Source organism: Microbacterium sp. C23T, from assembly GCF_053345975.1.
In genome coordinates this window covers 48,871-69,750 of record NZ_JBKFBD010000026.1, presented here as the reverse complement: position 1 = coordinate 69,750, position 20,880 = coordinate 48,871, and the positions used below count along the sequence as shown (strand labels likewise).

Annotated in this window: 17 protein-coding genes; 14 read left to right on the top strand and 3 right to left on the bottom strand. The window is 70.1% G+C overall.

Going from position 1 to position 20,880, the window contains the following annotated elements; all coding sequences use genetic code 11:
• The first annotated feature begins 28 nt into the window (after positions 1-28).
• From ACLBXX_RS15060 to ACLBXX_RS15035, 6 genes are read left to right on the top strand one after another with little or no spacing between them, the layout of a single operon-like run.
• Positions 29-970: an ABC transporter permease gene (locus ACLBXX_RS15060; RefSeq protein ID WP_387144159.1), complete on the top strand. Its 942-nt coding sequence runs from the start codon at positions 29-31 to the stop codon at positions 968-970.
• A complete protein-coding gene (locus ACLBXX_RS15055) occupies positions 967-2,808 on the top strand; it encodes an ATP-binding cassette domain-containing protein (protein ID WP_447658684.1) in 1,842 nt (613 codons plus the stop codon). Before ACLBXX_RS15060 ends, ACLBXX_RS15055 begins: the two co-directional genes overlap by 4 nt.
• A complete protein-coding gene (locus ACLBXX_RS15050) occupies positions 2,805-3,671 on the top strand; it encodes an ATP-binding cassette domain-containing protein (protein WP_387144153.1) in 867 nt (288 codons plus the stop codon). Before ACLBXX_RS15055 ends, ACLBXX_RS15050 begins: the two co-directional genes overlap by 4 nt.
• Before the next feature lie 28 nt (positions 3,672-3,699).
• Positions 3,700-5,460 carry a sulfatase gene (locus ACLBXX_RS15045; RefSeq protein WP_447658683.1) on the top strand — a complete coding sequence of 587 codons (1,761 nt, stop codon included), beginning with the start codon at positions 3,700-3,702 and terminating at the stop codon, positions 5,458-5,460.
• Positions 5,461-5,471: 11 nt separating this feature from the next.
• The gene (locus tag ACLBXX_RS15040; RefSeq protein WP_447658682.1) at positions 5,472-7,112 is read left to right on the top strand and encodes a sulfatase family protein; all 1,641 of its coding nucleotides are present in this window, start codon (positions 5,472-5,474) and stop codon (positions 7,110-7,112) included.
• Positions 7,113-7,156: 44 nt separating this feature from the next.
• A complete protein-coding gene (locus ACLBXX_RS15035; protein ID WP_447658681.1) occupies positions 7,157-8,665 on the top strand; it encodes a sulfatase family protein in 1,509 nt (502 codons plus the stop codon).
• A 21-nt stretch (positions 8,666-8,686) separates the two neighbouring features.
• Here ACLBXX_RS15035 and ACLBXX_RS15030 read toward each other — a convergent pair whose 3' ends face one another.
• Together ACLBXX_RS15030 and ACLBXX_RS15025 are read right to left on the bottom strand one after the other, a co-directional pair.
• Positions 8,687-9,559, bottom strand: coding sequence for an SAM-dependent methyltransferase (locus ACLBXX_RS15030; protein WP_447658680.1), 873 nt, complete (start codon positions 9,557-9,559; stop codon positions 8,687-8,689).
• A 77-nt stretch (positions 9,560-9,636) separates the two neighbouring features.
• The gene (locus tag ACLBXX_RS15025) at positions 9,637-10,578 is read right to left on the bottom strand and encodes a LacI family DNA-binding transcriptional regulator (protein WP_447658679.1); all 942 of its coding nucleotides are present in this window, start codon (positions 10,576-10,578) and stop codon (positions 9,637-9,639) included.
• A 183-nt stretch (positions 10,579-10,761) separates the two neighbouring features.
• Here ACLBXX_RS15025 and ACLBXX_RS15020 point away from each other — a divergent pair, with 183 nt between their 5' ends.
• From ACLBXX_RS15020 to ACLBXX_RS14995, 6 genes are all read left to right on the top strand, one after another.
• The gene (locus ACLBXX_RS15020) at positions 10,762-12,285 is read left to right on the top strand and encodes a mannitol dehydrogenase family protein (RefSeq protein ID WP_447658678.1); all 1,524 of its coding nucleotides are present in this window, start codon (positions 10,762-10,764) and stop codon (positions 12,283-12,285) included.
• 29 nt (positions 12,286-12,314) lie between these two features.
• Positions 12,315-13,319 (top strand): L-idonate 5-dehydrogenase, encoded by a 1,005-nt coding sequence (locus tag ACLBXX_RS15015; RefSeq protein ID WP_447658677.1) that lies wholly within the window; start codon positions 12,315-12,317, stop codon positions 13,317-13,319.
• Between the two features lie 44 nt (positions 13,320-13,363).
• Positions 13,364-14,764, top strand: a complete 1,401-nt coding sequence (locus ACLBXX_RS15010; protein WP_387144133.1) for an MFS transporter — start codon at positions 13,364-13,366, stop codon at positions 14,762-14,764.
• Between the two features lie 77 nt (positions 14,765-14,841).
• Entirely contained in the window at positions 14,842-16,071 is a 1,230-nt protein-coding gene (gene manD, locus ACLBXX_RS15005) for a D-mannonate dehydratase ManD (protein ID WP_447658676.1), read from the top strand.
• Positions 16,061-16,723: a bifunctional 4-hydroxy-2-oxoglutarate aldolase/2-dehydro-3-deoxy-phosphogluconate aldolase gene (locus tag ACLBXX_RS15000; RefSeq protein WP_447658675.1), complete on the top strand. Its 663-nt coding sequence runs from the start codon at positions 16,061-16,063 to the stop codon at positions 16,721-16,723. Before manD ends, ACLBXX_RS15000 begins: the two co-directional genes overlap by 11 nt.
• Positions 16,720-17,691, top strand: a complete 972-nt coding sequence (locus ACLBXX_RS14995) for a sugar kinase (RefSeq protein WP_447658674.1) — start codon at positions 16,720-16,722, stop codon at positions 17,689-17,691. The genes ACLBXX_RS15000 and ACLBXX_RS14995 overlap by 4 nt, the downstream gene beginning before the upstream one ends.
• 261 nt (positions 17,692-17,952) lie before the next feature.
• On the opposite strand, the gene ACLBXX_RS14990 is transcribed toward ACLBXX_RS14995, so the two are convergent.
• A complete protein-coding gene (locus ACLBXX_RS14990; protein ID WP_447658673.1) occupies positions 17,953-18,831 on the bottom strand; it encodes a PhzF family phenazine biosynthesis protein in 879 nt (292 codons plus the stop codon).
• Positions 18,832-18,936: 105 nt separating this feature from the next.
• Between ACLBXX_RS14990 and ACLBXX_RS14985 the strand changes: the two genes are divergently transcribed.
• Positions 18,937-19,686: an ABC transporter permease gene (locus ACLBXX_RS14985; RefSeq protein WP_447658672.1), complete on the top strand. Its 750-nt coding sequence runs from the start codon at positions 18,937-18,939 to the stop codon at positions 19,684-19,686.
• A 102-nt stretch (positions 19,687-19,788) separates the two neighbouring features.
• Positions 19,789-20,835 carry a LacI family DNA-binding transcriptional regulator gene (locus ACLBXX_RS14980; RefSeq protein ID WP_447658671.1) on the top strand — a complete coding sequence of 349 codons (1,047 nt, stop codon included), beginning with the start codon at positions 19,789-19,791 and terminating at the stop codon, positions 20,833-20,835.
• The last annotated feature ends 45 nt before the right edge of the window (positions 20,836-20,880 follow it).

The window sequence follows — 20,880 nt, the reverse complement described above, 5'->3', positions numbered from 1 at the left end:
TCCACCCGGCCGTTCGAAGGAATACGACATGCTTTCGTTCATCGCCCGACGCGTGGTCTCGGGCATCCTCCTGGTGCTGACCATCAGCGTCATCGCCTTCCTTCTTCTCTACGCGGGCGGCGGCGACATCGCCCGCCGGCTGCTCGGCGAGGACGCCTCGCCGGAGACGGTCGCACAGAAGGCGCACGAGCTCGGGCTCGACCAGCCGCTGCTGACGCAGTTCGCCGATTGGGCGGCGGGCGTGTTCCAGGGCTCCTTCGGCGCCTCGTGGTTCACGAGTCAGCCGGTGACCGACGCTATCCTCAGCCGTCTCGCGGTCACGCTGTCGCTCGTATTCGGCGCCACCATCCTGATCGCCGTGGTCTCCGTGATCCTCGGTGTGCTCGCGGCCACCCGGCGCGGGTGGATCGACTCGGTGGTGCAGGTGCTCTCGCTGGTCGGCACTGCCATTCCGGCCTTCCTCATCGCCATGGGCCTCGTCCTCGTCTTCGCGATCAATCTCGGCTGGTTCAACCCCACCGGCTACGTCCAGTTCGCGAGTTCGCCCGCCGGCTGGCTCGCCTCCATCACGCTGCCGGTCATCGCGCTGTCACTGGGCGGCATCGCCGCCGTCACGCAGCAGATCCGCGGCTCGATGCTCGACTCGCTCCGCCACGACTACGTGCGCACCCTCGAAAGCCGGGGGCTCAGCCGCCGCACGGTGGTGCTGCAGCACGTCCTGCGCAACGCGGCCGGTCCGGGACTCGCCGTGCTCGGCGTCCACTTCGTCGGTCTGCTCGGCGGCGCGGTCATCATCGAGCAGATCTTCGCGATCCCCGGAATGGGGCAGGTGGCCGTCACCGCCACCTCGCAGGGCGACATCCCGCTCGTGATGGGCCTGGTCATCGCGACGGCCATCCTCGTCGTCATCCTCAACCTCCTCGTCGACCTCGCGCAAGGTTGGCTCAACCCGAAGGTGCGTCTGTCATGATCGATCCGCTCGCAGGGGATCTCACCGACGAGATCCAGGCCGCGAAGACCCGCTCGTCGCGGTCGCTGTTCCGCCGCCTCGTCCGCAAGCCCATCGCCGTCGCCTCACTCTCCTTCCTCGTGCTGGTCGTGCTCGTCGCGATCTTCGGGCCGCTCCTGGCGCCGTACGACCCGGACGTGGCGTCGGCGGCGAACGTGCTCGGGCCGATCTCGCCCGAGCACCTGATGGGCACCGACAGCGCGGGTCGCGACGTCTTCTCACGGATGCTGTACGCCACCCGCTTCAGCATCGCCGGTGCCGCCCTCGCCCTGGTCGTCGCCGCGATCCTCGGCGTGACGAGCGGTCTCATCGCCGGCTACTACGGCAAGTGGTTCGAGGGGGCCTCGTCCTGGGTCGTCGGACTCATCCAGGCGCTGCCCGGCATCGTCGTGCTGCTGGCCGCGCGTGCGGTGCTCGGCCCGTCGATGTGGACCTCGATGGCGATCTTCGGAGCGCTGCTCTCCCCGGCGTTCTATCGCCTCGTGTACTCGACCGTCTCGGCCGTGCGCGACGAGCTGTACGTCGACGCCGCGCGGGTCTCCGGACTCAGCGACGGGCGCATCATCGGACGGCACATCCTGACCGTCGTCCGCGGCCCGGCACTCGTGCAGGCCTCGTTCGTCGCCGGCGTCGCCATCGCGATCCAGGCCGGGCTCGAATTCCTCGGCCTCGGCGATCTGTCCATGCCCACGTGGGGCAGCATGCTCTCCGAGGGCTTCGCGAACATCTACACGAACCCGGTCCTGATGCTCTGGCCCAGCCTTGCGATCGGCCTGACGTGCATGTCGCTCGTCCTGCTGGCCAACTCGCTGCGCGACACGCTCGAGCGCAGCAGCTCGCCGCGACGTTCCCCGCGCAAGCAGGCCGCCGTTCCGGTCGAGATCACGTCTGAGCCGGTCGCGCGGCACAGCGGCAGCCGCTTCGCCGAGGCGGAGGTGCTGCTCGATGTGAAGGGTCTCGCCGTCGGCTACGGACAGGACGACGGCTCGGTCAAGACCGTGGTCGAGGACGTGTCACTGACCGTGCACCGCGGAGAGGTGCACGGCCTGATCGGCGAGTCCGGTTCGGGCAAGACGCAGACCGCGTGGTCGGTGCTGCGCCTCCTTCCGGAGGGTGGCCGGATCGTCGCCGGATCCATCGAGTTCGAGGGTGTCGATCTCGCCCCGCTGTCGACCAGCAGGATGCGCGGGCTTCGTGGACTGAAGATCGCCTACATCCCGCAGGAGCCGATGTCGAACCTCGACCCGTCGTTCACCATCGGCAGCCAGCTCGTGCAGCCGATGCGCCAGAAGCTCGGCATCAGCCGGAAAGAGGGCAAGCGGCGCGCGCTCGAGCTGCTGAGCCGGGTCGGCATTCCCCAGCCCGAGCGGACGTTCGCCGCGTACCCGCACGAGATCTCGGGAGGCATGGCCCAGCGCGTGCTCATCGCCGGCGCCGTCTCGTGCAATCCCGACCTGCTGATCGCCGACGAGCCGACCACCGCGCTCGACGTCACGGTCCAGGCCGACGTCCTCGATCTGCTGCGAAGCCTGCAGACCGAGCTGAACATGGGCATGATCCTCGTCACCCACAACTTCGGGGTCGTGGCCGACCTCTGCGACACGGTGTCGGTCATGCGCGCCGGCCGGATCGTCGAGACGGGCCCCGTCGAGGACATCTTCGCCCACCCGGAGCACCCGTACACGCAGTCGCTGTTCGATGCGGTGCTCGAGGAGATCGGGCCGGAGGGGCTCGAGCCGGTGGAGGTCGTCGAGGTCGATGCCGACCTCGCACGTGCCTCGGAAGGAGTGCTGAAGTGACCGAGAAGCTGGTCGACATCCGCGACCTCGTCGTGGAGTACCCCGCGAAGGGGTTCCGCAAGAAGCCGTTCCGGGCTCTCAAGGGGGTCTCGATCGACATCGAGCCGGGGGAGACGGTCGGTCTCGTCGGGGAGTCGGGGTCGGGCAAGACGACCCTGGGCCGTGCGCTGCTCGGGCTCGCGCCCGTGACCGGCGGCACCATCACCTACGACGGCCGCGACATCTCGAAGCTGCAGACGAAGGCGCGCCGCGCGCTCGGGGACGAGATCCAGGTGGTGTTCCAGGACCCGTACACCTCGCTCAACCCGTCGATGACGATCGAGCAGATCCTCATGGAGCCGCTCACGGTGCGCGACGTCCCGGTCAAGGAGGCGCGCGCCCGGGTGCGACACCTCCTCGACGAAGTCCGGCTGCCCAGCAACGCGGGGCAGCGCCTGCCGCGCGAGTTCAGCGGGGGCCAGCGGCAGCGCGTCGCCATCGCGCGAGCTCTCGCGCTGCAGCCCCGCCTCATCGTGTGCGACGAGCCCGTCTCGGCACTCGATCTCTCGACCCAGGCGCGCGTGCTCGAACTCTTCAAGGAGATCCAGGAGCGCACCGGCGTCGCGTACCTGTTCGTGTCGCACGATCTCGCGGTCGTCCGCCACCTCAGCCGACGCGTCGCGGTCATGTACCGGGGCGAGATCGTCGAGTGGGGCGACGCCGACCAGGTCACGGCTCGGCCGGAGCACCCGTACACCCAGCGCCTCTTCCTGGCGGCGCCCGTGCCGCACCCACGCCTGCAGGCGAAGCGCCGCGCCGAGAGGCACGCCCTCCTCGCCCGCCAGAACCGCGAATCGACCAGCACCGTCACCATCGCGGTGTGACCGCACGACCCTCAGGAGCCAGACGCAGATGCGCGCCATCATCCTCATGTTCGACAGCCTCAACCGGCACATGCTGCATCCGTACGCCGACACGTTCGTCGACGCCCCCAACTTCGCGCGCCTCGCGCAGAAGGCGGCGACGTTCGACAACTTCTACGCCGGTTCGATGCCGTGCATGCCCGCACGGCGTGAGATGCACACCGGGCGCTACAACTTCCTGCACCGCAGCTGGGGTCCGCTCGAGCCCTTCGACGACTCCATGCCGGAGATGCTGAAGGAGGCCGGCGTGCACACCCACCTGGTGAGCGATCACCAGCACTACTGGGAGGACGGCGGCGGGACCTACCACACCCGCTACAACACGTGGGAGTTCTTCCGCGGGCAGGAGGGCGACAACTGGAAGGGCGACGCCGATGCGCTCCGCGGCGTGCGCTTCCCGGCGACGCTGAAGACGCAGGACGCGGTGAACCGTCGCTACATGACGACGGAGGAGGAGCACACGCAGACGCGCACGGTCGACGCGGGCATCGAGTTCCTCGACACGAACATCCATGCGGACAGATGGATGCTGCAGATCGAGCTGTTCGATCCGCACGAGCCGTTCTTCACCCACCAGAAGTACAAGGACCTCTACGCCCACGACTACGACGGGCCGGAGTTCGACTGGCCCGGGTACAGCAAGCTGATCGAGAGCGAGGACCAGGTCGAGCACGCCCGGCGCGAGTACGCCGCGCTGGTGTCGATGTGCGACTTCTCGCTGGGACGCGTGCTCGACTATATGGACGACCACGACATGTGGGGCGACACGATGCTCCTCGTCAACACCGACCACGGGTTCCTCCTGGGGGAGCACGGGTGGTGGGCGAAGTCCGTGCAGCCGTGGTTCAACGAGCTGGTGCGCCTGCCGATGTTCCTCTGGGACCCCCGCACCGGCGATGCCGACACCCGTCGCGGCGAGCTCGCCCAGACGATCGACATCGCCCCGACGATGCTGCGGTTCTTCGGCCTCGAGCCGACGCCGGACATGCTCGGCCAGGACCTCGCGCTGCGTGAGGGGAAGAAGGGCGCGCTCTTCGGCATCCACGGTGGCCACGTCAACGTCACGGACGGCCGTCACGTGTACATGCGGGCCAGCACGGATGCCGCGAACGGCCCGATCGAGGACTACACCCTCATGCCGACGCACATGCGCAGCCGGTTCGCCGTGGACGAGCTCACGGATTGGCAGCCCGCCGAGCCGTTCGCGTTCACGAAGGGCCTGCGCACCATGCGGATCGACGCGATGTCCGGATTCCGGATCAACTCGTGGCAGCACGGCACGCTGCTCTGGGATCTGGAGACGGATCCTGCGCAGACGACGCCGATCGCCGATGACGCGGTCGAGCGGGAGATGATCGCGCTCCTGCTCGAGCTGCTGCGCGAGAACGATGCTCCGGAGAGCGTGTACGTGCGGCTCGGGCTCCCGGTCCACGGCGATGCCGACGAGTCGCACCTCCGCGCGCGTCGCGACGCGCAGCGGGCGCAGGCGATCGCCGTGCCGCTGCCGCGTCGCAGTGAGCTACCCGCGCTCGGGCTGCTGGAGACGCCGGTGCACGAACTGCTGGCGGATGAGGCGACGCATGCCGTGCTGGTGGAGCACATGCCCTGGCTGGTCACCACCGAGCTCATCACGGCGACGCCCTGGGCCAGCGTCCTCGGCATGGCTGCGGCCGGAGTCATCGACGCCGGCACGCTGGTCGCCGTGGCCGATGACCTTGCACTCGTCGCCGCACCGGCGGTGGTCTCGTGACGATCCCGGGAGTGCGGCGCCCGAACATCGTCTGGATCTCGACGCACGACATCAACCCGGACCTCGGGTGCTACGCGGGCGTCTGGCCTGGCGCGGAGTATGCCCGCACGCCGAACCTCGACGCACTCGCCCGGCGGGGCGTGCGCTTCGACAACGCGTTCGCGGCAGCGCCGATCTGCGCGCCGGCGAGGTCCGCGATCATCACCGGGTGCTTTCCGACGTCGATCGGCACCATGCACATGCGATCCAAGGCCGTGCCGCCGCCGGACGTGCGGCTCCTGCCCGAGATCATGCGCGCGGCGGGCTACTACTGCACCAACAACTGGTTCACGGACTTCCAGGTCGACCTGCCCGAGATCGTGTTCGACGATTGCAGTCCTGAGGCGCACTGGCGCAACCGGCCCACGGCCGAGACGCCGTTCTTCGCGATGTTCCACGGGATGGCGACGCATGAGTCGCAGCTATATCTGGACGACGACGCGTTCGCCGCGGCCACCGCCCACGTCGCCGAGGCCGATCGGCATCTGCCCGCCGACGCACCGCTGCCCCCGTACTACCCGGACGACGAGGTCTTCCGCACGGCGTGGGCGCGATACAGCGATCTCATCACCGAGATGGATCACTGGGTGGGCGGTCTGGTGGCGGAGCTCGAGGAGGACGGCGTGCTCGAGAACACGATCGTCGTGTTCTGGAGCGACCACGGCAAGGGCATGCCCCGCGCGAAGCGGTGGCCGAACGAGGCGGGGCTGCGCGAGCCGCTCATCGTGAGCTGGCCGGATCGCCTCCCCACCGGTGCCGGCGTCACCGACCTCGTCCACACGATGGACCTCGCGCCCACGATGCTCGCGCTCGCCGGACTCGAGGTCCCTGAGGGGATGCAGGGCGTGGCGCTGTTCGACAGCGAGGGCGCGCTGCGATCGCAGCCGAACGAGTTCACGTTCGGCGGGCGTGACCGCCAGGGCGAAGCAGATGACCGGTCGCGCACGGTGAGGGACCCTCGGTTCCGCTACATCCGCAATTACTTCCCCGACAAGCCGGCGATGATCCACACCGAGTACCCCGATCGGCTGCCGACCTGGGCCGCCTTCCGCCGGCTGGCCTCCGACGAATGTCAGCAGCGCGCCCGCGGCGAACTGCCTTCGGCGATGACTGCCGCGCAGCGCGCTGTCGTCGCCCAGTCCAAGCCCGCGGAGGAGCTGTACGACATCCTCGCCGACCCGCACGAGACGGTGAACCTGGCGGCCGACCCGGCGCACCTCGACGACCTGGAGCGCCTTCGCGCCGCGCTCGACTCCTGGATCCTCGAGTACGGCGACCTGGGCGCGATCCCCGAGAGCGACCTCGAGGAGCGCTGGCGTCCCGGCGGTCGACGCCCGGTCACCGAGCCGCCCGCGGTGGCGCTCGAAGCCGGCGTGCTGTCGCTGCGGGCGACGACGCCGGGGACGCTGCTCGGCTGGACGCCCGACGAGCCCGCATCGGCGGCCGAGCCGTCGCACTTCCAGAGCGAGATCGGGCTACCCGCCTCGGACGGGCGGAGCTGGAACCTGTACACGGGGGCGGTGGCCGTCGATCAGCCCATCTGGGTGAAGGCCTGGCGCATCGGATTCGCGCCGAGCGACGACATCCCGGTCCGCGTCCCGGTGCCGGTCTGACCGCACCCGCCACCCATGACGACCCTCAGACTTCGGGAGCAGAAATGACCAGTCCCAACATCATCTTCATCATGTCCGACGACCATGCCGCGCACGCCATCTCGGCCTACGGCAGTCGGGTCAACCACACTCCGAACCTCGACCGCATAGCGGACGAGGGAATGCGCCTCGACGCGGTCTTCTGCACGAACTCGATCTGCAGCCCCTCCCGCGCGACGATCCTCACCGGCACGTACAGCCACGTGAACGGCGTCTCGTCGATCTGGACCGAGATGGACTACCGAGTGCCCACCTTCGTCGACGTGTTGCAGACGCGCGGCTACAAGACTGCGATGTTCGGCAAGTGGCACCTCGGTGAGCACGGCGTCTCGCTGCCCCGCGGCTTCGACGCATGGACGATCTTCCCGGGGCAGGGCGACTACGTCGACCCGGAGATGATCGACGCCGACGGCAGTCGGGTCGTTCCCGGGTACGCGACCGACATCGTGACCGACCTCTCGCTGGACTGGATCGACTCGCTCGGCGAGGACCAGCCGTTCTGCATGATGGTGCACCACAAGGCCCCGCACCGTCCCTGGGTCCCGGACGAGAAGCACAAGCATCTCTACGCCGACGGGACGATCCCCGAGCCGGACACGTTCTTCGACGACTACGAGACCCGCAGCAAGGCCGTCCGCGGCGTGCACATGACGATCGCCGACGACATGGGAGCGGACGACCTCAAGACCGAGGTGCCCGAGCACCTCCGCGGACCCGAGAACCGCGAAGCCCGCATGCGCTGGAAGTATCAGATCTACATGCGCGACTACCTGCAGTGCATCCAATCGATCGACGACAACGTCGGGCGCCTCCTCGATCACCTCGACGAGCGCGGCCTCGCCGAGAACACGCTGGTCGTCTACACCTCCGACCAGGGCTTCTTCCTGGGCGACCACGGCTGGTTCGACAAGCGGCTCATGTTCGACCAGTCCCTGCAGATGCCGATGCTGATGCGGTGGCCCGCCGAGATCGAGCCGGGCGCGCGATGCGACGCGATCATCACGAATGTCGACTTCGCGGCGACCTTCCTCGACGTCTGCGGCGTCGATGCGGCCAGTGCGCTGCCGTCATCGCAGGGGCGCAGCTTCCGCCGGCTGCTCCGCGGCGAGCAGGTGGAGGACTGGGCGGATGCCGCGTACTACCGGTACTGGGAGCACGACGACCCCATCCATGCGGCGCCGGCCCACTACGGCATCCGCACGAACGACCACAAGCTGATCTACTACTACGGCGCGGGGCTCGGCGTGCCGGGTGCGTCGGATCGGATCTTCGAGCCCGAATGGGAGCTCTACGACCTGAAGGCCGACCCGACCGAGGTGCGCAACGTCGCCGACGATCCCTCGTACGCCGACATCAAGCAGCGGCTCGAGCGAAAGCTGGCCGAGTACCAGGCTCGCTACGCCGACGAGCCCTACGTCGGTGCCGACACGCCCCAGCCGACCTGGGGGCCCTACGACGTCGACATGCTCGAGCGCGTCCAGCACTACGTGTCGGAGGTGCGGGCGACGAGCTGACGTCGCCCGGGCGCGACGCCGTCAGCGGGTCGGGAGGTGAGCGCTCACGAACCCGCCCCGCTGCTCGGCGGTCGCGGTCTCGTCGCGGTCGACGCGGAGAGGCCGGGCGTAACGGCGCTCGAGGTCCTCGACCCGGGTCTCCTCGACACTCCACCCCGCCGCGCCCACCACCTCAGCCGGGTCCGGCGGGTCGGTGCGCGCGAGCAGCTCGTCGATGGGGATGCCGGTCGCGAGCGCGAAGGTCTCGAGTCGCTCTCGCGTCTCCGGGGTGTCGGTGAGGGCCGGCGCGCGCTCGATCACGGCGCGCGAGCCCGGGGCCGACAGGTCGATGATGTCGTCGAGCAGCGCCGACTGGTCGTGCGCGCTGAGGTAGGGGAGCAGTCCCTCGAGCACCCAGTGCGTCGGCTGGTCGGGCCGGAACCCGCTGCGCACGATGGCGGCGGCCCAGGGCGCCGTCACATCGGCACCGAGAGCGGTGCGGTCCGCGGTCGGCGTCGCGGCCGCAGCATCCATCGTCCTCTCGACGAAGTCGACGACCTCCGGCGAGTCGAGCTCGAAGACGCGCGTTCCCGCCGGCCAGGCGAGGCGCCACGAGCGGGTGTCGAGCCCGCTGCCGAGGATGGCGACCTGCCGCAGCCCGCCGGCGAGCAGCTCGTCGTCGATGAACCGCGTGCGCATGCCGATGTACATCGCGCCGAGGAGCATCGAGTGCTCGACCGCGGGGGTGTCCTCGAGGCGCTCGGGCCAGTGCTCGGGGAACGGCACGGCGACGCCGGACTCGCGGACGAGCGCTGCGGCCCACGGATCGACGACGAGCGGATCGGGGCGATCGGTCTCGAGGGCGCGCGCCGCGGCGACGGCGACAGCGGTGACTCCCACACCTTCAACGGGCATGGCGTCCATCCTCGCCGCCGAGATCGTCGGATCCGGACGGATTCGCTACCGGCGCAACGCTCCGGCGGAGCCCGGCCTCACGCGGCGGGCGCCGCCGTCGAGCCACGCACGATGAGCTGCGAGTTGAGCACCGCCGCCTCTTCCACGGGCGCGCCCGCCATCGCCTGGAGCAGGAGGTCGACGGCGAGGGCCCCGCTCCTGCCGATCGGCATGCGCACTGTGGTCAGGCCCGGCGTCACGGCGCCCGCCATCTCGATGTCGTCGATGCCGACGATGCTGATGTCGTCAGGGCACGAGCGGCCGAGGTCCGACATGCCCGCTTCGACTCCGAGCGCCACGAGGTCGTTGTAGGCGATCACGGCGGTCGCGCCGCTCGCGGCCGCGGGCGCCGCCGCGGCGCGTCCGCCCTGGATGGACGCGGCGTGGTGGCTGAGCCGCGTGAGACGGATGCCGAAGCTCTCGCACGCGCGCGCGACCGTGTCGGATCGCCGGCTGTCGGCCCACGAGCCGAGAGGCCCGGCGGCGTAGGCGATGTGCCGGTGGCCGAGCGCGGCCAGGTGCTCGACCGCCTGCCGCGGCCCGTGCTCGGGGTCCATCAGCACGCACGGAGCACCTTCGAGGAGGCGGTTGATCACGACGTACGGCGTCTTGCCGACGAGGGCCAGCACGTCTTCGTCGGGCAGGCGAGGAGAGCACAGCAGCATGCCGTCGAGCTTGCGCGCGCGCTCGATCTGCTCGCGCTCGCGCCGGAGGTCCTCGTCCGCGTCGAACAGCACGATGCGATGCCGGCCGTGCCAGGCCTGACCCTCGATCGCCTTGAGAAGCGTGGCGTACACGGGGTTCGCCACGTCGGGGACGATGACGCCGATCGTCCGCGTCGCCGTTGCGGCCTGCGGATTCGCGTACCCGAGGTCGCTTGCCGCGCGGAGCACGCGATCCCGCGTCGCGACCGCGAGGCGGTCGGGCTCCCCGAACGCGCGGGAGGCCGTCGCGACCGACACGCCCGCGCGTCGAGCCACGTCGGTCAATGTCGCCGTCATCCCGCGTTCCGATCTCGAGCCCAGCCAGCGTTTCCATCATGGCTCATGCCGATGTGATGCAACGCCTTGACAAACATTGTACAAACCATGCACACTCTTTTCCATGACGATCACCGAGGATCCCTCGACTCGACGGACGAGCGCACTCGCAGGAGCGACGGCATGACCGCCGCCCGGCTGGGCCGCGGCGACGCCACGACGGTCGCCGTCCCCGACGCGCCCCGCTCGGCGGGAATCCTCCACCTGGGCCTCGGCAACTTCCACCGCGCGCACCAGGCCGTGTACACCGCTGCTGCGCTCGCCGCGGGAAGCGGCGATGATTGGGGGATCGTAGGAGTCGCGTCCCGCTCCCGGTCTGTCGTCGACGCGATGCGCGCGCAGGACATGCTCTACTCCGTCGCCGAGATCTCGCCGGCGGGAACCCGACTCGCTGTTCCCGCCGTCCACACCGACGCCTTCGTCGCCGCGGATGAGCCCGACCGGGTCGTGCAGGCCATCGCCGATCCGGCGATCCGCATCGTCACCCTCACCGTGACCGAGAACGGCTACAGCTACTCGCCCGCGACCGGCCACCTCGACGTCGCGTCCCCGGTCATCGCGGCCGACCTGCAGGGCGGCAGCCCGACCTCGACGATCGGTCAGCTCGCACGCGGCATCCAGCGGCGGGCCGCAGCATCCGGTGCTCCGCTCACCGTGCTCAGCTGCGACAACCTGGCGGCCAACGGATCGCACACCCGCCGTCTCGTGCGCGAGTTCCTGCAGAGCCTGCCGGGTGCCGAAGGCACCGAGGCGCTCGCGTTCCTCGACGAGCGCGTGTCGTTCCCCTCGAGCATGGTCGACCGCATCGTCCCGTCGACGACTCCCGAGCTGCAGACCCGCGTGTCCGACCTGCTGGGTGCGCGCGACGACATCCCCGTGCCCGCGGAACCCTTCACGATGTGGGCGATCGAGGACGACTTCCGCGCCGGCCGCCCGGCGTGGGAGGCCGGGGGAGCTGTGTTCACCGATGAGGTCGGCCGGTACGAGCAGATGAAGGTGCGGCTGCTGAACGGCACGCACTCGCTCATCGCCTATCTCGGCGCGCTCCGCGGGGTCGAGACCATCCCCGAGGCGATCGGCCTCGCCGACATCGATGCCGCCGCGCGGATCGTCCTCGCGGGCGAGTACGCGCCGTCGATCGAGATGCCGTCGGGCGTCGACTTCGACGGCTACCAGCGCGAGCTGTTCGAGCGCTGGGGCAACACCGCTCTCGGCCACCGCACGACGCAGGTCGGCACCGATGGGTCGGTGAAGCTCCGCCAGCGAATCCCCGAGCCCGCGGTGCAAGCCCTCGACAACGGGGCGATGCCGCACCTCATCGCGCTCACGGTCGCCTCCTACCTGTCGTGCTTCGCTCCGCTTCCGGGCTTCCAGCCGGGTCGCTTCGCCGATGCGATGACGGATGCTGCGCGCCCGCGTCTGGCCGAGGCCACGGCGGGCGCGCGAAACGGCGCGGGCGTCGCCGACGCCGCGATCTCGGGGCTACAGCTGTTCGGCGAGGAGCTCGCGGGTCGTTCCGCGTTCATCGCGCGGGTGGGTGAGCTCATCGACACGATCACCGCTGGCGGCGTGGAGGCGGCGGTGGCCGACAGCGTTGCCGCTTCGCAGGCCGACGCTTCCGGCATCCGTCACGAGGTCTCGGCATGACCGCGGCACACCACCAGGAAGGAGCCGCCATGAAGGCGCTCGCGATCCACGGCAAGGAAGACATCCGCTGGGAGGACCGCGCGCTTCCCGAGCCCGGCGAGGGCGAGGTGCGTCTGCGCGTCAGGTTCGTCGGCATCTGCGGGTCCGACCTGCACTACTACTTCCACGGCGTCAACGGCGAGTACGCGATCAAGGAGCCGCTGATCCCGGGGCATGAGCTGTCGGCCGTGGTCGACCTCGACCCGTCCGGCCGGCTCGAGCCGGGAACCCCCGTCACGGTGCACCCGGCGCGCTACGGCGCGTCGGTCCCGGGACTCGAGGACCACCCGCACCTGCGACCCGGCGGCGACTACTTCGGCAGTGCTGCGACCACGCCGCATCGTCAGGGCGGTGCCGCCGAGTACCTCGTCGTCGAGGAGCACATGATCCGCGTGCTGCCCGAGACGCTGCCGCTCGAGCGTGCGGCCCTGGCGGAGCCGCTCGCCGTGGCGCTGCACGCCGTGAACCTCGCCGGCGACATCGCCGGCAAGCGCGTGCTCGTCATCGGCGCGGGTCCGATCGGACTTCTCGTCGTCGCCGCGGCGGCGCACGCCGGGGCCGCTGTCATCGGCGCGAGCGACGTGCGCACCGAGCCGCTCGATCGCGCCGCCGCGCTCGGGGCGAGCGAGCTCGTGCTCGTCGGCCGCGACACGATCGCCGACGAATCGTACGACGTCGTGTTCGAGTGCTCCGGCGTCGCCGTCTCGCTGACGCAGTCGGTGCGCGGCGCGCGCCGTACCGGAACGATCGTCCAGGTCGGCATGCTCCCGAACGCCGAGATCGGCGTGAACCTGGCGCCGATGCTCGCGAAGGAGCTCACCCTGCGCGGGGCGTTCCGGTTCTCGACCGAGATCGATGACGCCGTGGCCATGCTCGCCGAATCGGACGCGCTCGATGCCGTCGTCTCGCACACGATCGAGGCATCCCGTGCCGTCGAGGCGTTCTCGGTCGCGCGCGACTCGTCCGCCTCGGCCAAGGTCCTGCTCGAACTCTGACCTCTCACCCCCTCCACCGCTCACTCATCTACGAAGGAGTACTCATGAGCACCCCCCAGGTCCCCGGCGTCGACGCCCCCGCGCCGCCGCCCACCGTCACCCGCTCGACGGGCGACCTCGTCCGCGCCGCCGTCTCCGGCTGGCTCGGCACCGCGCTGGAGTTCATGGACTTCCAGCTGTACTCGCTGGCCGCTGCCCTGGTCTTCAGCCAGCTCTTCTTCGCCGGCGAGGAGCCCGGCATGGCCGTCGTGCTCGCCATGGCCACCTACGGCGTCGGCTACCTCGCCCGTCCGCTCGGCGCGTGGTACTTCGGGCGCATGGGCGACAAGATCGGCCGCCGCAAGGTGCTCTTCTACACGATCCTGCTCATGGGCCTGGCGACCACGCTCATCGGCTTCCTGCCGACGTACGAGACGGCCGGCATCATCGCTCCGATCATGCTCGTCCTGCTGCGACTCGCGCAGGGCTTCGGCGCGGGCGCCGAGATCTCGGGTGCGGGTGTCATGCTCGCCGAGTACGCGCCGGCCAAGCGCCGCGGCATCATCGCCTCGCTCGTCGCACTCGGCACCAACTGCGGAACGCTCTTCGCGTCCGCGATCTGGGCGCTCCTGCTGGCCGTCATGGTCGAAGAGGACGTCCTGGCCTGGGGCTGGCGCATCCCGTTCATCGCCTCCGCCGTGATCATGGTGTTCGCCGTCTGGGTGCGCCTCAACCTCAAGGAGAGCCCGGTCTTCGAGGAGCGCACCGACGTCGTCGACGGTCAGGCCCTGTCGCGTGACGAGATGGTCGACCTCGCGACGCAGACCAACGACATCCGCACGCTCGAGTCGCTGCAGCGCAAGCCGATCAAGGCCACCCTCGTGTCGTTCTTCCTGCGCTTCGGGCAGGCCGGCAACTCGGGCCTCATCCAGACGTACCTGATCTCGTTCATCACGATCACCCTCGCCGTGCAGAAGGGCGTCGGGCCCGAGATCGTGATCGTCTCGTCGCTCATCGGGTTCGGCACCATCCCGTTCGTGGGCTGGCTCGGCGACAAGTTCGGCCGCCGCCGGATGTACATCATCATGACGTCGCTCGCGCTGGTGCTCATCGTCCCGACGATGCTCGCGATCAACACCAAGGAGGTCGCCTGGATCTTCGTCGGCTACGTCGTGATCCACAACGTCGCCGTCCTGGGCCTCGCGTCGATGGAGAACATCGCCATCCCCGAGATCTTCGGTTCGCGCAACCGCTACACGCTCACGGCGATCGTCCGCGAGATCGCGGCGATCATCGCGACCGGCATCGGCCCCGTGCTGGCCGCCGCCTGGGTGGCTGCGACCACGGGCAGCGTCATCCCGGTGATCGTGCTCCTCGCGCTGTACACCCTGTCGGCGCTCATCGCGGCGGTCGTCGCGCCCGAGTGGACCGGTCGCGACCTGACCGACCCGCGTCCCGCGATGTAGTCCTCGGGACACCCGATCCGAACCCTGGTGCGGCCGTCGTCCGCGGCGGCCGCACCGACACTTCCTAGGAGACTCAGATGGCGATCGAGAACGTCACCGTCAACATCACCAGCCCCGGTCGCAACTTCGTGACGCTCAAGATCGTGACCTCCGACGGAATCGTCGGGTGGGGCGACGCCACCCTGAACGGCCGCGAGCTGTCGGTCGCCTCGTACCTCGCGGACCACGTCGCCTCGATGCTCATCGGGCGCGACGAGGATCGCATCGAGGACACCTGGCAGTACCTCTACCGCGGTCCGTACTGGCGTCGGGGTCCCGTGACGATGGCGGCCATCGCCGCGGTCGACATGGCCCTGTGGGACATCAAGGCGAAGAAGGCCGGGATGCCGCTGTACCAGCTCCTCGGCGGTGCCAGCCGCTCGGGCATCCGTGTCTACGCCCACGCCTCGGGCACCGACTACCAGGCTCTCGCGAACGCGATCACCGGGTACGAGGAGCTCGGCTTCACCGCGGTCCGCGTGCAGACCGGCGTGCCCGGCCTCGGCCAGATCTACGGCGTCTCGTCGGCCGGTCCGGGCGTCCGCTACGACTACGAGCCGGCCAAGCGCGCCGCTGACGGCCGGCCGAGCGAGGAGACGTGGGACACCCGCACCTATCTCTCGCACATGCCCGACGTGTTCGCCAAGATCCGTGAGGACTTCGGCACGGGCCTGCGCATCCTGCACGACGGCCACCACCGGATGTCGCCCATCGAGGCCGCGCGGTTCGCCAAAGACATCGAGCCCTACGACCTCTTCTGGCTCGAGGACTGCACGCCGGGCGAGGACCAGTCGGCACTGCGCCTGGTGCGCCAGCACTCCACGACGCCGCTCGCCATCGGCGAGGTGTTCAACACCGTGTTCGACTACCAGACGCTCATCACCGAGCGGCTCATCGACTATGTGCGCTCGGCGGTCACGCACACCGGCGGCATCACGGCGATGAAGAAGCTGCTGGACTTCGCGGCGATGTACGGCATCAAGTCGGGCATCCACGGCCCCACCGACATCTCGCCCGTCGGCATGGCGGCGGCCCTGCACCTCGACCTCGCGATCCACAACTTCGGGATCCAGGAGTACATGCCGCACAACGAGCAGACGCTCGAGGTGTTCCAGACGTCGTTCACGTTCGACCGCGGCTTCCTGCACCCGGGCGAAGCGCCGGGCCTCGGCGTCGAACTCGACGAGGACGCCGCCGCGGCCTTCGAGTACACGAAGGCCTACCTCCCGGTGAACCGCCTGCTCGACGGGACCGTCCATGACTGGTGAGACCGCGCCCGGGCGCCTGGCGCTGCCCGAACGCACGGTCGCCTCGCGCCTGGTCGTCGTCGCACGCGCCGAGCGCGCGGAGGACTACGACCGTGTGCTCGACGTGCTGGTCGAGGCCGGTATCCAGAGCGTCGAGCTGACGCTCACGACCCCCGGCACGTTCGACCGGTGGGGGGCGCTGCGCGAGCGGTACGACACCGTCCTCGACCTCGGGATCGGCACGGTGACGAACGCGGACGACCTCGCCCGGGCCATCGACGCCGGAGTCGCGTACGTGGTCACGCCGATCACGGACCCCGCGCTGGTCGCGCAGGCGACGGATGCCGGCCTGCCGATCGTTCCCGGAGGGCTCACGCCCACCGAGCTTTTCTCGTCGTGGTCGGCCGGCGCTTCCGCGGTGAAGATCTTCCCCTCGGGCGTGGTGGGTCCCTCGTATCTCAAGGACCTCCGCGGGCCGTTCCCCGACATCGTCGCGATGCCGTCGGGTGGCGTCGACCTCGACGGCGCGGCCGCGTGGCTGAAGGCCGGCGCCGTCGCCGCGAGCGTCGGCGGTCCGCTGCTGGGCGACGCGTTCCGCGGGGGCGACCTCGCAGCCCTCCGTGACCGTGCGAAGGCGTTCGTCGACGTCTGCGCGGAGGCGGGCGACCGATGACCGAGGCACGCCCCGGGCGAGCCATCGTCACGCTCGGCGAGACGATGGCCCTCGTGCGCACGACCGAGCTCGGGTCGCTGCGTCACGCGTCGGGCCTGGCGCTCGGCATCGGCGGGGCCGAGAGCAACGTCGCCATCGGGCTGGGCCGCCTCGGCGTCCCGGCGTCGTGGCTGGGCCGCGTCGGCGACGACTCGCTCGGTGAGCGCGTCGTGCGCGAGATCCGCGCCGAGGGACTCGACGTGCGCGGCATCGTCGACGCCGGCGCGCCGACGGGGCTCATGGTGAAGGAGCGGCCGTCCGCCGCATCGACGGCCGTGCACTACTACCGCTCGGGCTCGGCCGGGTCGCGGCTGAGTCCCGAAGACCTTCCGGCCGACTGGGTCGAGGAGGCGGCGCTGCTGCACGTCACGGGCATCACGCCGCTGCTGTCGGAGTCGGCGCGCGCGAGCGTGCGCGGCGCCGTCGATCGGGCGCGGGCCGCCGGCGTGGCGGTGAGCTTCGACGTCAACTACCGCTCGGCGCTGGCAAGCCCCGAGGCCGTCGGCTCGGTCTTCCGTGAGATCGCCGAGCATGCCCAGGTCGTGTTCGGCGGCGTGGAGGAGCTCAGCCTGCTGTTCCCGCAGACGGATGCCGAGACCGCCGCGCGCCGACTGCTGGAGGCCGGGTGCACCGAAGTCGTGCTGAAGCGCGGCGCCGAGGGCGCCACCGTCTTCACCGCCGCGGGCGGCGCCGTCGAGTCGCCGGGCTTCGTCGTCGACGTCGTCGACACGGTGGGCGCGGGCGACGCGTTCGTCGCCGGATACCTCAGCGCCACGCTCGACGGTCTCGACGTGCCGGAGCGGCTGCGACGCGCGAATGCCTGCGGCGCGCTCGCGTGCACCTCCCCGGGGGACTGGGAGTCCGCTCCGACCCTGCGCGACGTCGAGAGATTCCTCTCGGGAGGCGACAGCGACCCCGTGCGTCGCTGATCCCGACGAGCGAGAGAGCCTGCGGCGGAGCCGCTCTACCGAAGCCGACGGCATCAGCTCGGTGCGGATGCACAGAATCGAAAGATCCCGGCGGCGCGCCGGTGACGGATGCCTCGGCACGGCGTGTCGCCGAGAACCTCCGATCCTGTGCATGCGGTTCGTCAGTGACCGGTGAGAAGCGCGGTGACGGAGAGGCCGCGCGAGGCGGTCACGGCGTGGTCGCGGACGAACGCCGCGGCCCACGGCGGGTCGAGCTGGGGGTCAGAGCCGGAGCACGCCGTCGGCCACCACGAGCCCGCTTCCCGACAGGTCGACGCGATCGCCGTCCACGGCGACCTCGAGGATGCTCGGCCTACCCATCGCGTGGCCTTGCAGGATACGGATGCTGCCACCCGGCGCTTCTCCGTCGCGCGCGAGAAGTGCGGCGATAGGCCCGGCGGCTGTGCCGGTCGCCGGGTCTTCGACGATGCCGACGGTGGGGTTGAAGAACCGGGTGTACGCGTCGGCGCCGTCCGGGCCGCCCTCGGTGGTGAAGACGTAGCACCCCTCCGCGCCGACCCCGGCGAGCAGCGCTCGGAGGCGTGCCGGCTCCGGCGCCGCGGCGTCGACGTCGGCGCGCGTACGGAGCCCGAGCATGAGGTGCTCGGCCCCCGTCCAGACGACCTCGGCAGGTCGATCGGCCAGGGCGGAGGGGGAGAGGCCGAGCGCCTCAGCGAAGTCCGCGTGCTCTGTCGTCGAGTGCAGGAACCGGGGTGCGGCCTGCCGCATCGTCACCCTCGACCGGCCACCGGAAGTGCGCGTGATCCACACCGGCAGCACGTCGTCGCCGATCTGCTGCGCGAACTCCTTCCGCTCGGGCGGCAGTGCACCGGTGTCGGCGAGCCAGATCCAGGCGCCCATCGCGTTGTGACCCGCGCCGAGCACCTCGACGCCGGCGGCGGTGAACGACCGGAGGCGGTGGTCCGCGCCGGAGGCCGACGGCGTGACGAGGAACGTCGTCTCGGACTGGTTGAACTCCTGCGCGATCGCGCGCATCTCGCGCTCGCTCAGCGCATCGGCGTCGGGCACGAGCGCGAGCGGATTCCCGGTCAGCGGGGTCTCGGCGAATACGTCCACCCAGAAGAAGCGCAGCTCAGCCATCTCGTCCCGTTCCGTCGCGCGGCGTTCCGACAGGACGAGCCTGGCAGAACCTCCCCACGCGTGTCCGCCCGTCGGAGCTCGCCGCCCGGTCGGTAGGCTCCGACCGTGAACGTGCCCGCCGGCCTGGCCCCGACGCTCGTCGGCGTGCTGGTGCTCGCGGCCGTCACGACCGTCGTCCTGGCGGCGTTCCGCATCCCGAGCATGTGGGCGCCGGTCGTGGCGATCCTGCGCGGTGCGGTGCAGCTCGCGGTGATCAGCGTCATCCTTACGGGCGTCATCACGAACCCGGTGTGGATCGCCGTCGCGCTCGTCGTCATGTTCACCATCGCCACGTCCGTCGCGACGGGTCGCATCGGCTGGTCGACGCGTGGGTTCGCCACGATGTCGTCATCGATCGCAGTCGGCGTCCTCGTCGCCACGACCGTGGTGTTCGCGACCGGCGCGCTGGAGCTCACGCCGCGCTACGCGCTCGCCATCGGGGCGATCATCATCGGCAACGCGATGAGCATCGCGGCGCTCACCGGGCGCATGTTCACGACCGCGATCGTCGACCACTGGGACGAAGTGGAAGGCTGGCTCGCGCTCGGAGCGACGCCGCGAACCTCTACTGTGCTGCTCGCTCGCCGCGCAGTGCGCGATGCGCTCGTGCCGGCGATCGACCAGACGAAGACGACCGGGCTGGTCGTGCTTCCCGGCGCCTTCGTCGGTGCGATCTTCGGCGGCATCTCGCCGATCGAGGCCGGTCGCTTCCAGATCGTCGTGCTCGCCGCGATCATGGCCGCGGGCGCGATCACGTCGGTGCTGGTGGCGACGTGGATGGGCCCGGTCCGTACCAAGCCCGCGCAGCCGGCGTGACGCGCGTTCCCTTCGCTGGCGCCGTCCTCGACGCCTGTCTGCCGCGAAAGTCATTGTTGGATAGCGTTATCTAGTCACGCTCGCCCGTGTGAGAGGAAGTCGATGCCGAAGCCCGCCAAGCCCCCCACCCTCACCGACGTCGCACGCCTGGCCGGTGTGTCGGTGCCGGCGGCGTCGCGTGCGCTCAACGGCGGGGTTCGCGGCAAGAAGAGCGGATCGCCAGAGCTCCGCGAACGCGTCGAAGAGGCTGCCCGCACGCTCGGCTATGCCGTGAGCCCGGCGGCTCAGACCATCAAGGGTGGCAGGGCGCGCACGGTGGCGTTCATCGTGGGCGACATCGACGACTTCGGCTCGGCGACCATGATCTCGGGCATCATGCATGCAGCCGAGGAGCGCGGGATCTCGGTGGCCGTGCGCACGACGCGCGACGATCCGATGCGCGAGCTCGACCTGTTGACGCAGTTGCGCGGCGAGCGCCACCTCGCGGTGGTGATGGCGACGAGCCGGACGACGGATGCGGCCCGCGAGGCGTCGGTGAAGGAGCAACTCGCGGTGCTGCGGGACCACGGAGCGAAGATCGTCGTGATCGGCGACAACGAGCTCGGCTTCCCCACCGTGACCGTGGACAACCGGCACGCCGCCCGCCTGCTGGCGGAAGGGTTGGTGGACGCCGGGCGCCGGCGATTCGCACTCGTGTCCGGTCCTGCTGGCGAGATCACGGCGCTCGAGCGCGTCGGCGGCTTCGTCGAAGGCCTCGCGCACCGGGGCATCGCCGTGGACGAGCGCGACATCGTGCACACCGAGTTCTCTCGCGATGGCGGCCACCGAGCGGTGGACCAGCTGCGAAAGCGGCTCGGCGAGATCGACGTCATCGCGGCCATGAGCGACGCGATGGCAGTCGGTGTGATCGCTCGTCTGCGCGAGTTCGGCGTCTCGGTTCCCGATGGCATCGAGGTGACAGGATTCGACCACGTCCCCATGCTGGGGGATGTCCTGCCGGGGTTCAGCACGGTCGAGGTGCCGCTCGAGCAGTTCGGCGAAGCGGCGCTCGCCCTCGTGCTGGATGAGCATGCCGACGGCGTCGACACGGTCGGGCTGAGCGGCACGCCGATCATCCATGGCGAGGCGATCGCAGCCCTCGATCGCTGACGCGGGAATGTGTCCGCGGTTGTCGAGCGGACGCGAGGAAAGCGT

Coding starts and splice junctions, on each gene's coding strand:
- ACLBXX_RS15060 (WP_387144159.1), top strand. CDS start 29: ATGCTTTCGTTCATCGCCCGACGCGTGGTCTCGGGCATCCTCCTGGTG.
- ACLBXX_RS15055 (WP_447658684.1), top strand. CDS start 967: ATGATCGATCCGCTCGCAGGGGATCTCACCGACGAGATCCAGGCCGCG.
- ACLBXX_RS15045 (WP_447658683.1), top strand. CDS start 3,700: ATGCGCGCCATCATCCTCATGTTCGACAGCCTCAACCGGCACATGCTG.
- ACLBXX_RS15035 (WP_447658681.1), top strand. CDS start 7,157: ATGACCAGTCCCAACATCATCTTCATCATGTCCGACGACCATGCCGCG.
- ACLBXX_RS15030 (WP_447658680.1), bottom strand. CDS start 9,559: ATGCCCGTTGAAGGTGTGGGAGTCACCGCTGTCGCCGTCGCCGCGGCG.
- ACLBXX_RS15020 (WP_447658678.1), top strand. CDS start 10,762: ATGACCGCCGCCCGGCTGGGCCGCGGCGACGCCACGACGGTCGCCGTC.
- ACLBXX_RS15015 (WP_447658677.1), top strand. CDS start 12,315: ATGAAGGCGCTCGCGATCCACGGCAAGGAAGACATCCGCTGGGAGGAC.
- ACLBXX_RS15010 (WP_387144133.1), top strand. CDS start 13,364: ATGAGCACCCCCCAGGTCCCCGGCGTCGACGCCCCCGCGCCGCCGCCC.
- manD (WP_447658676.1), top strand. CDS start 14,842: ATGGCGATCGAGAACGTCACCGTCAACATCACCAGCCCCGGTCGCAAC.
- ACLBXX_RS15000 (WP_447658675.1), top strand. CDS start 16,061: ATGACTGGTGAGACCGCGCCCGGGCGCCTGGCGCTGCCCGAACGCACG.
- ACLBXX_RS14995 (WP_447658674.1), top strand. CDS start 16,720: ATGACCGAGGCACGCCCCGGGCGAGCCATCGTCACGCTCGGCGAGACG.
- ACLBXX_RS14990 (WP_447658673.1), bottom strand. CDS start 18,831: ATGGCTGAGCTGCGCTTCTTCTGGGTGGACGTATTCGCCGAGACCCCG.
- ACLBXX_RS14980 (WP_447658671.1), top strand. CDS start 19,789: ATGCCGAAGCCCGCCAAGCCCCCCACCCTCACCGACGTCGCACGCCTG.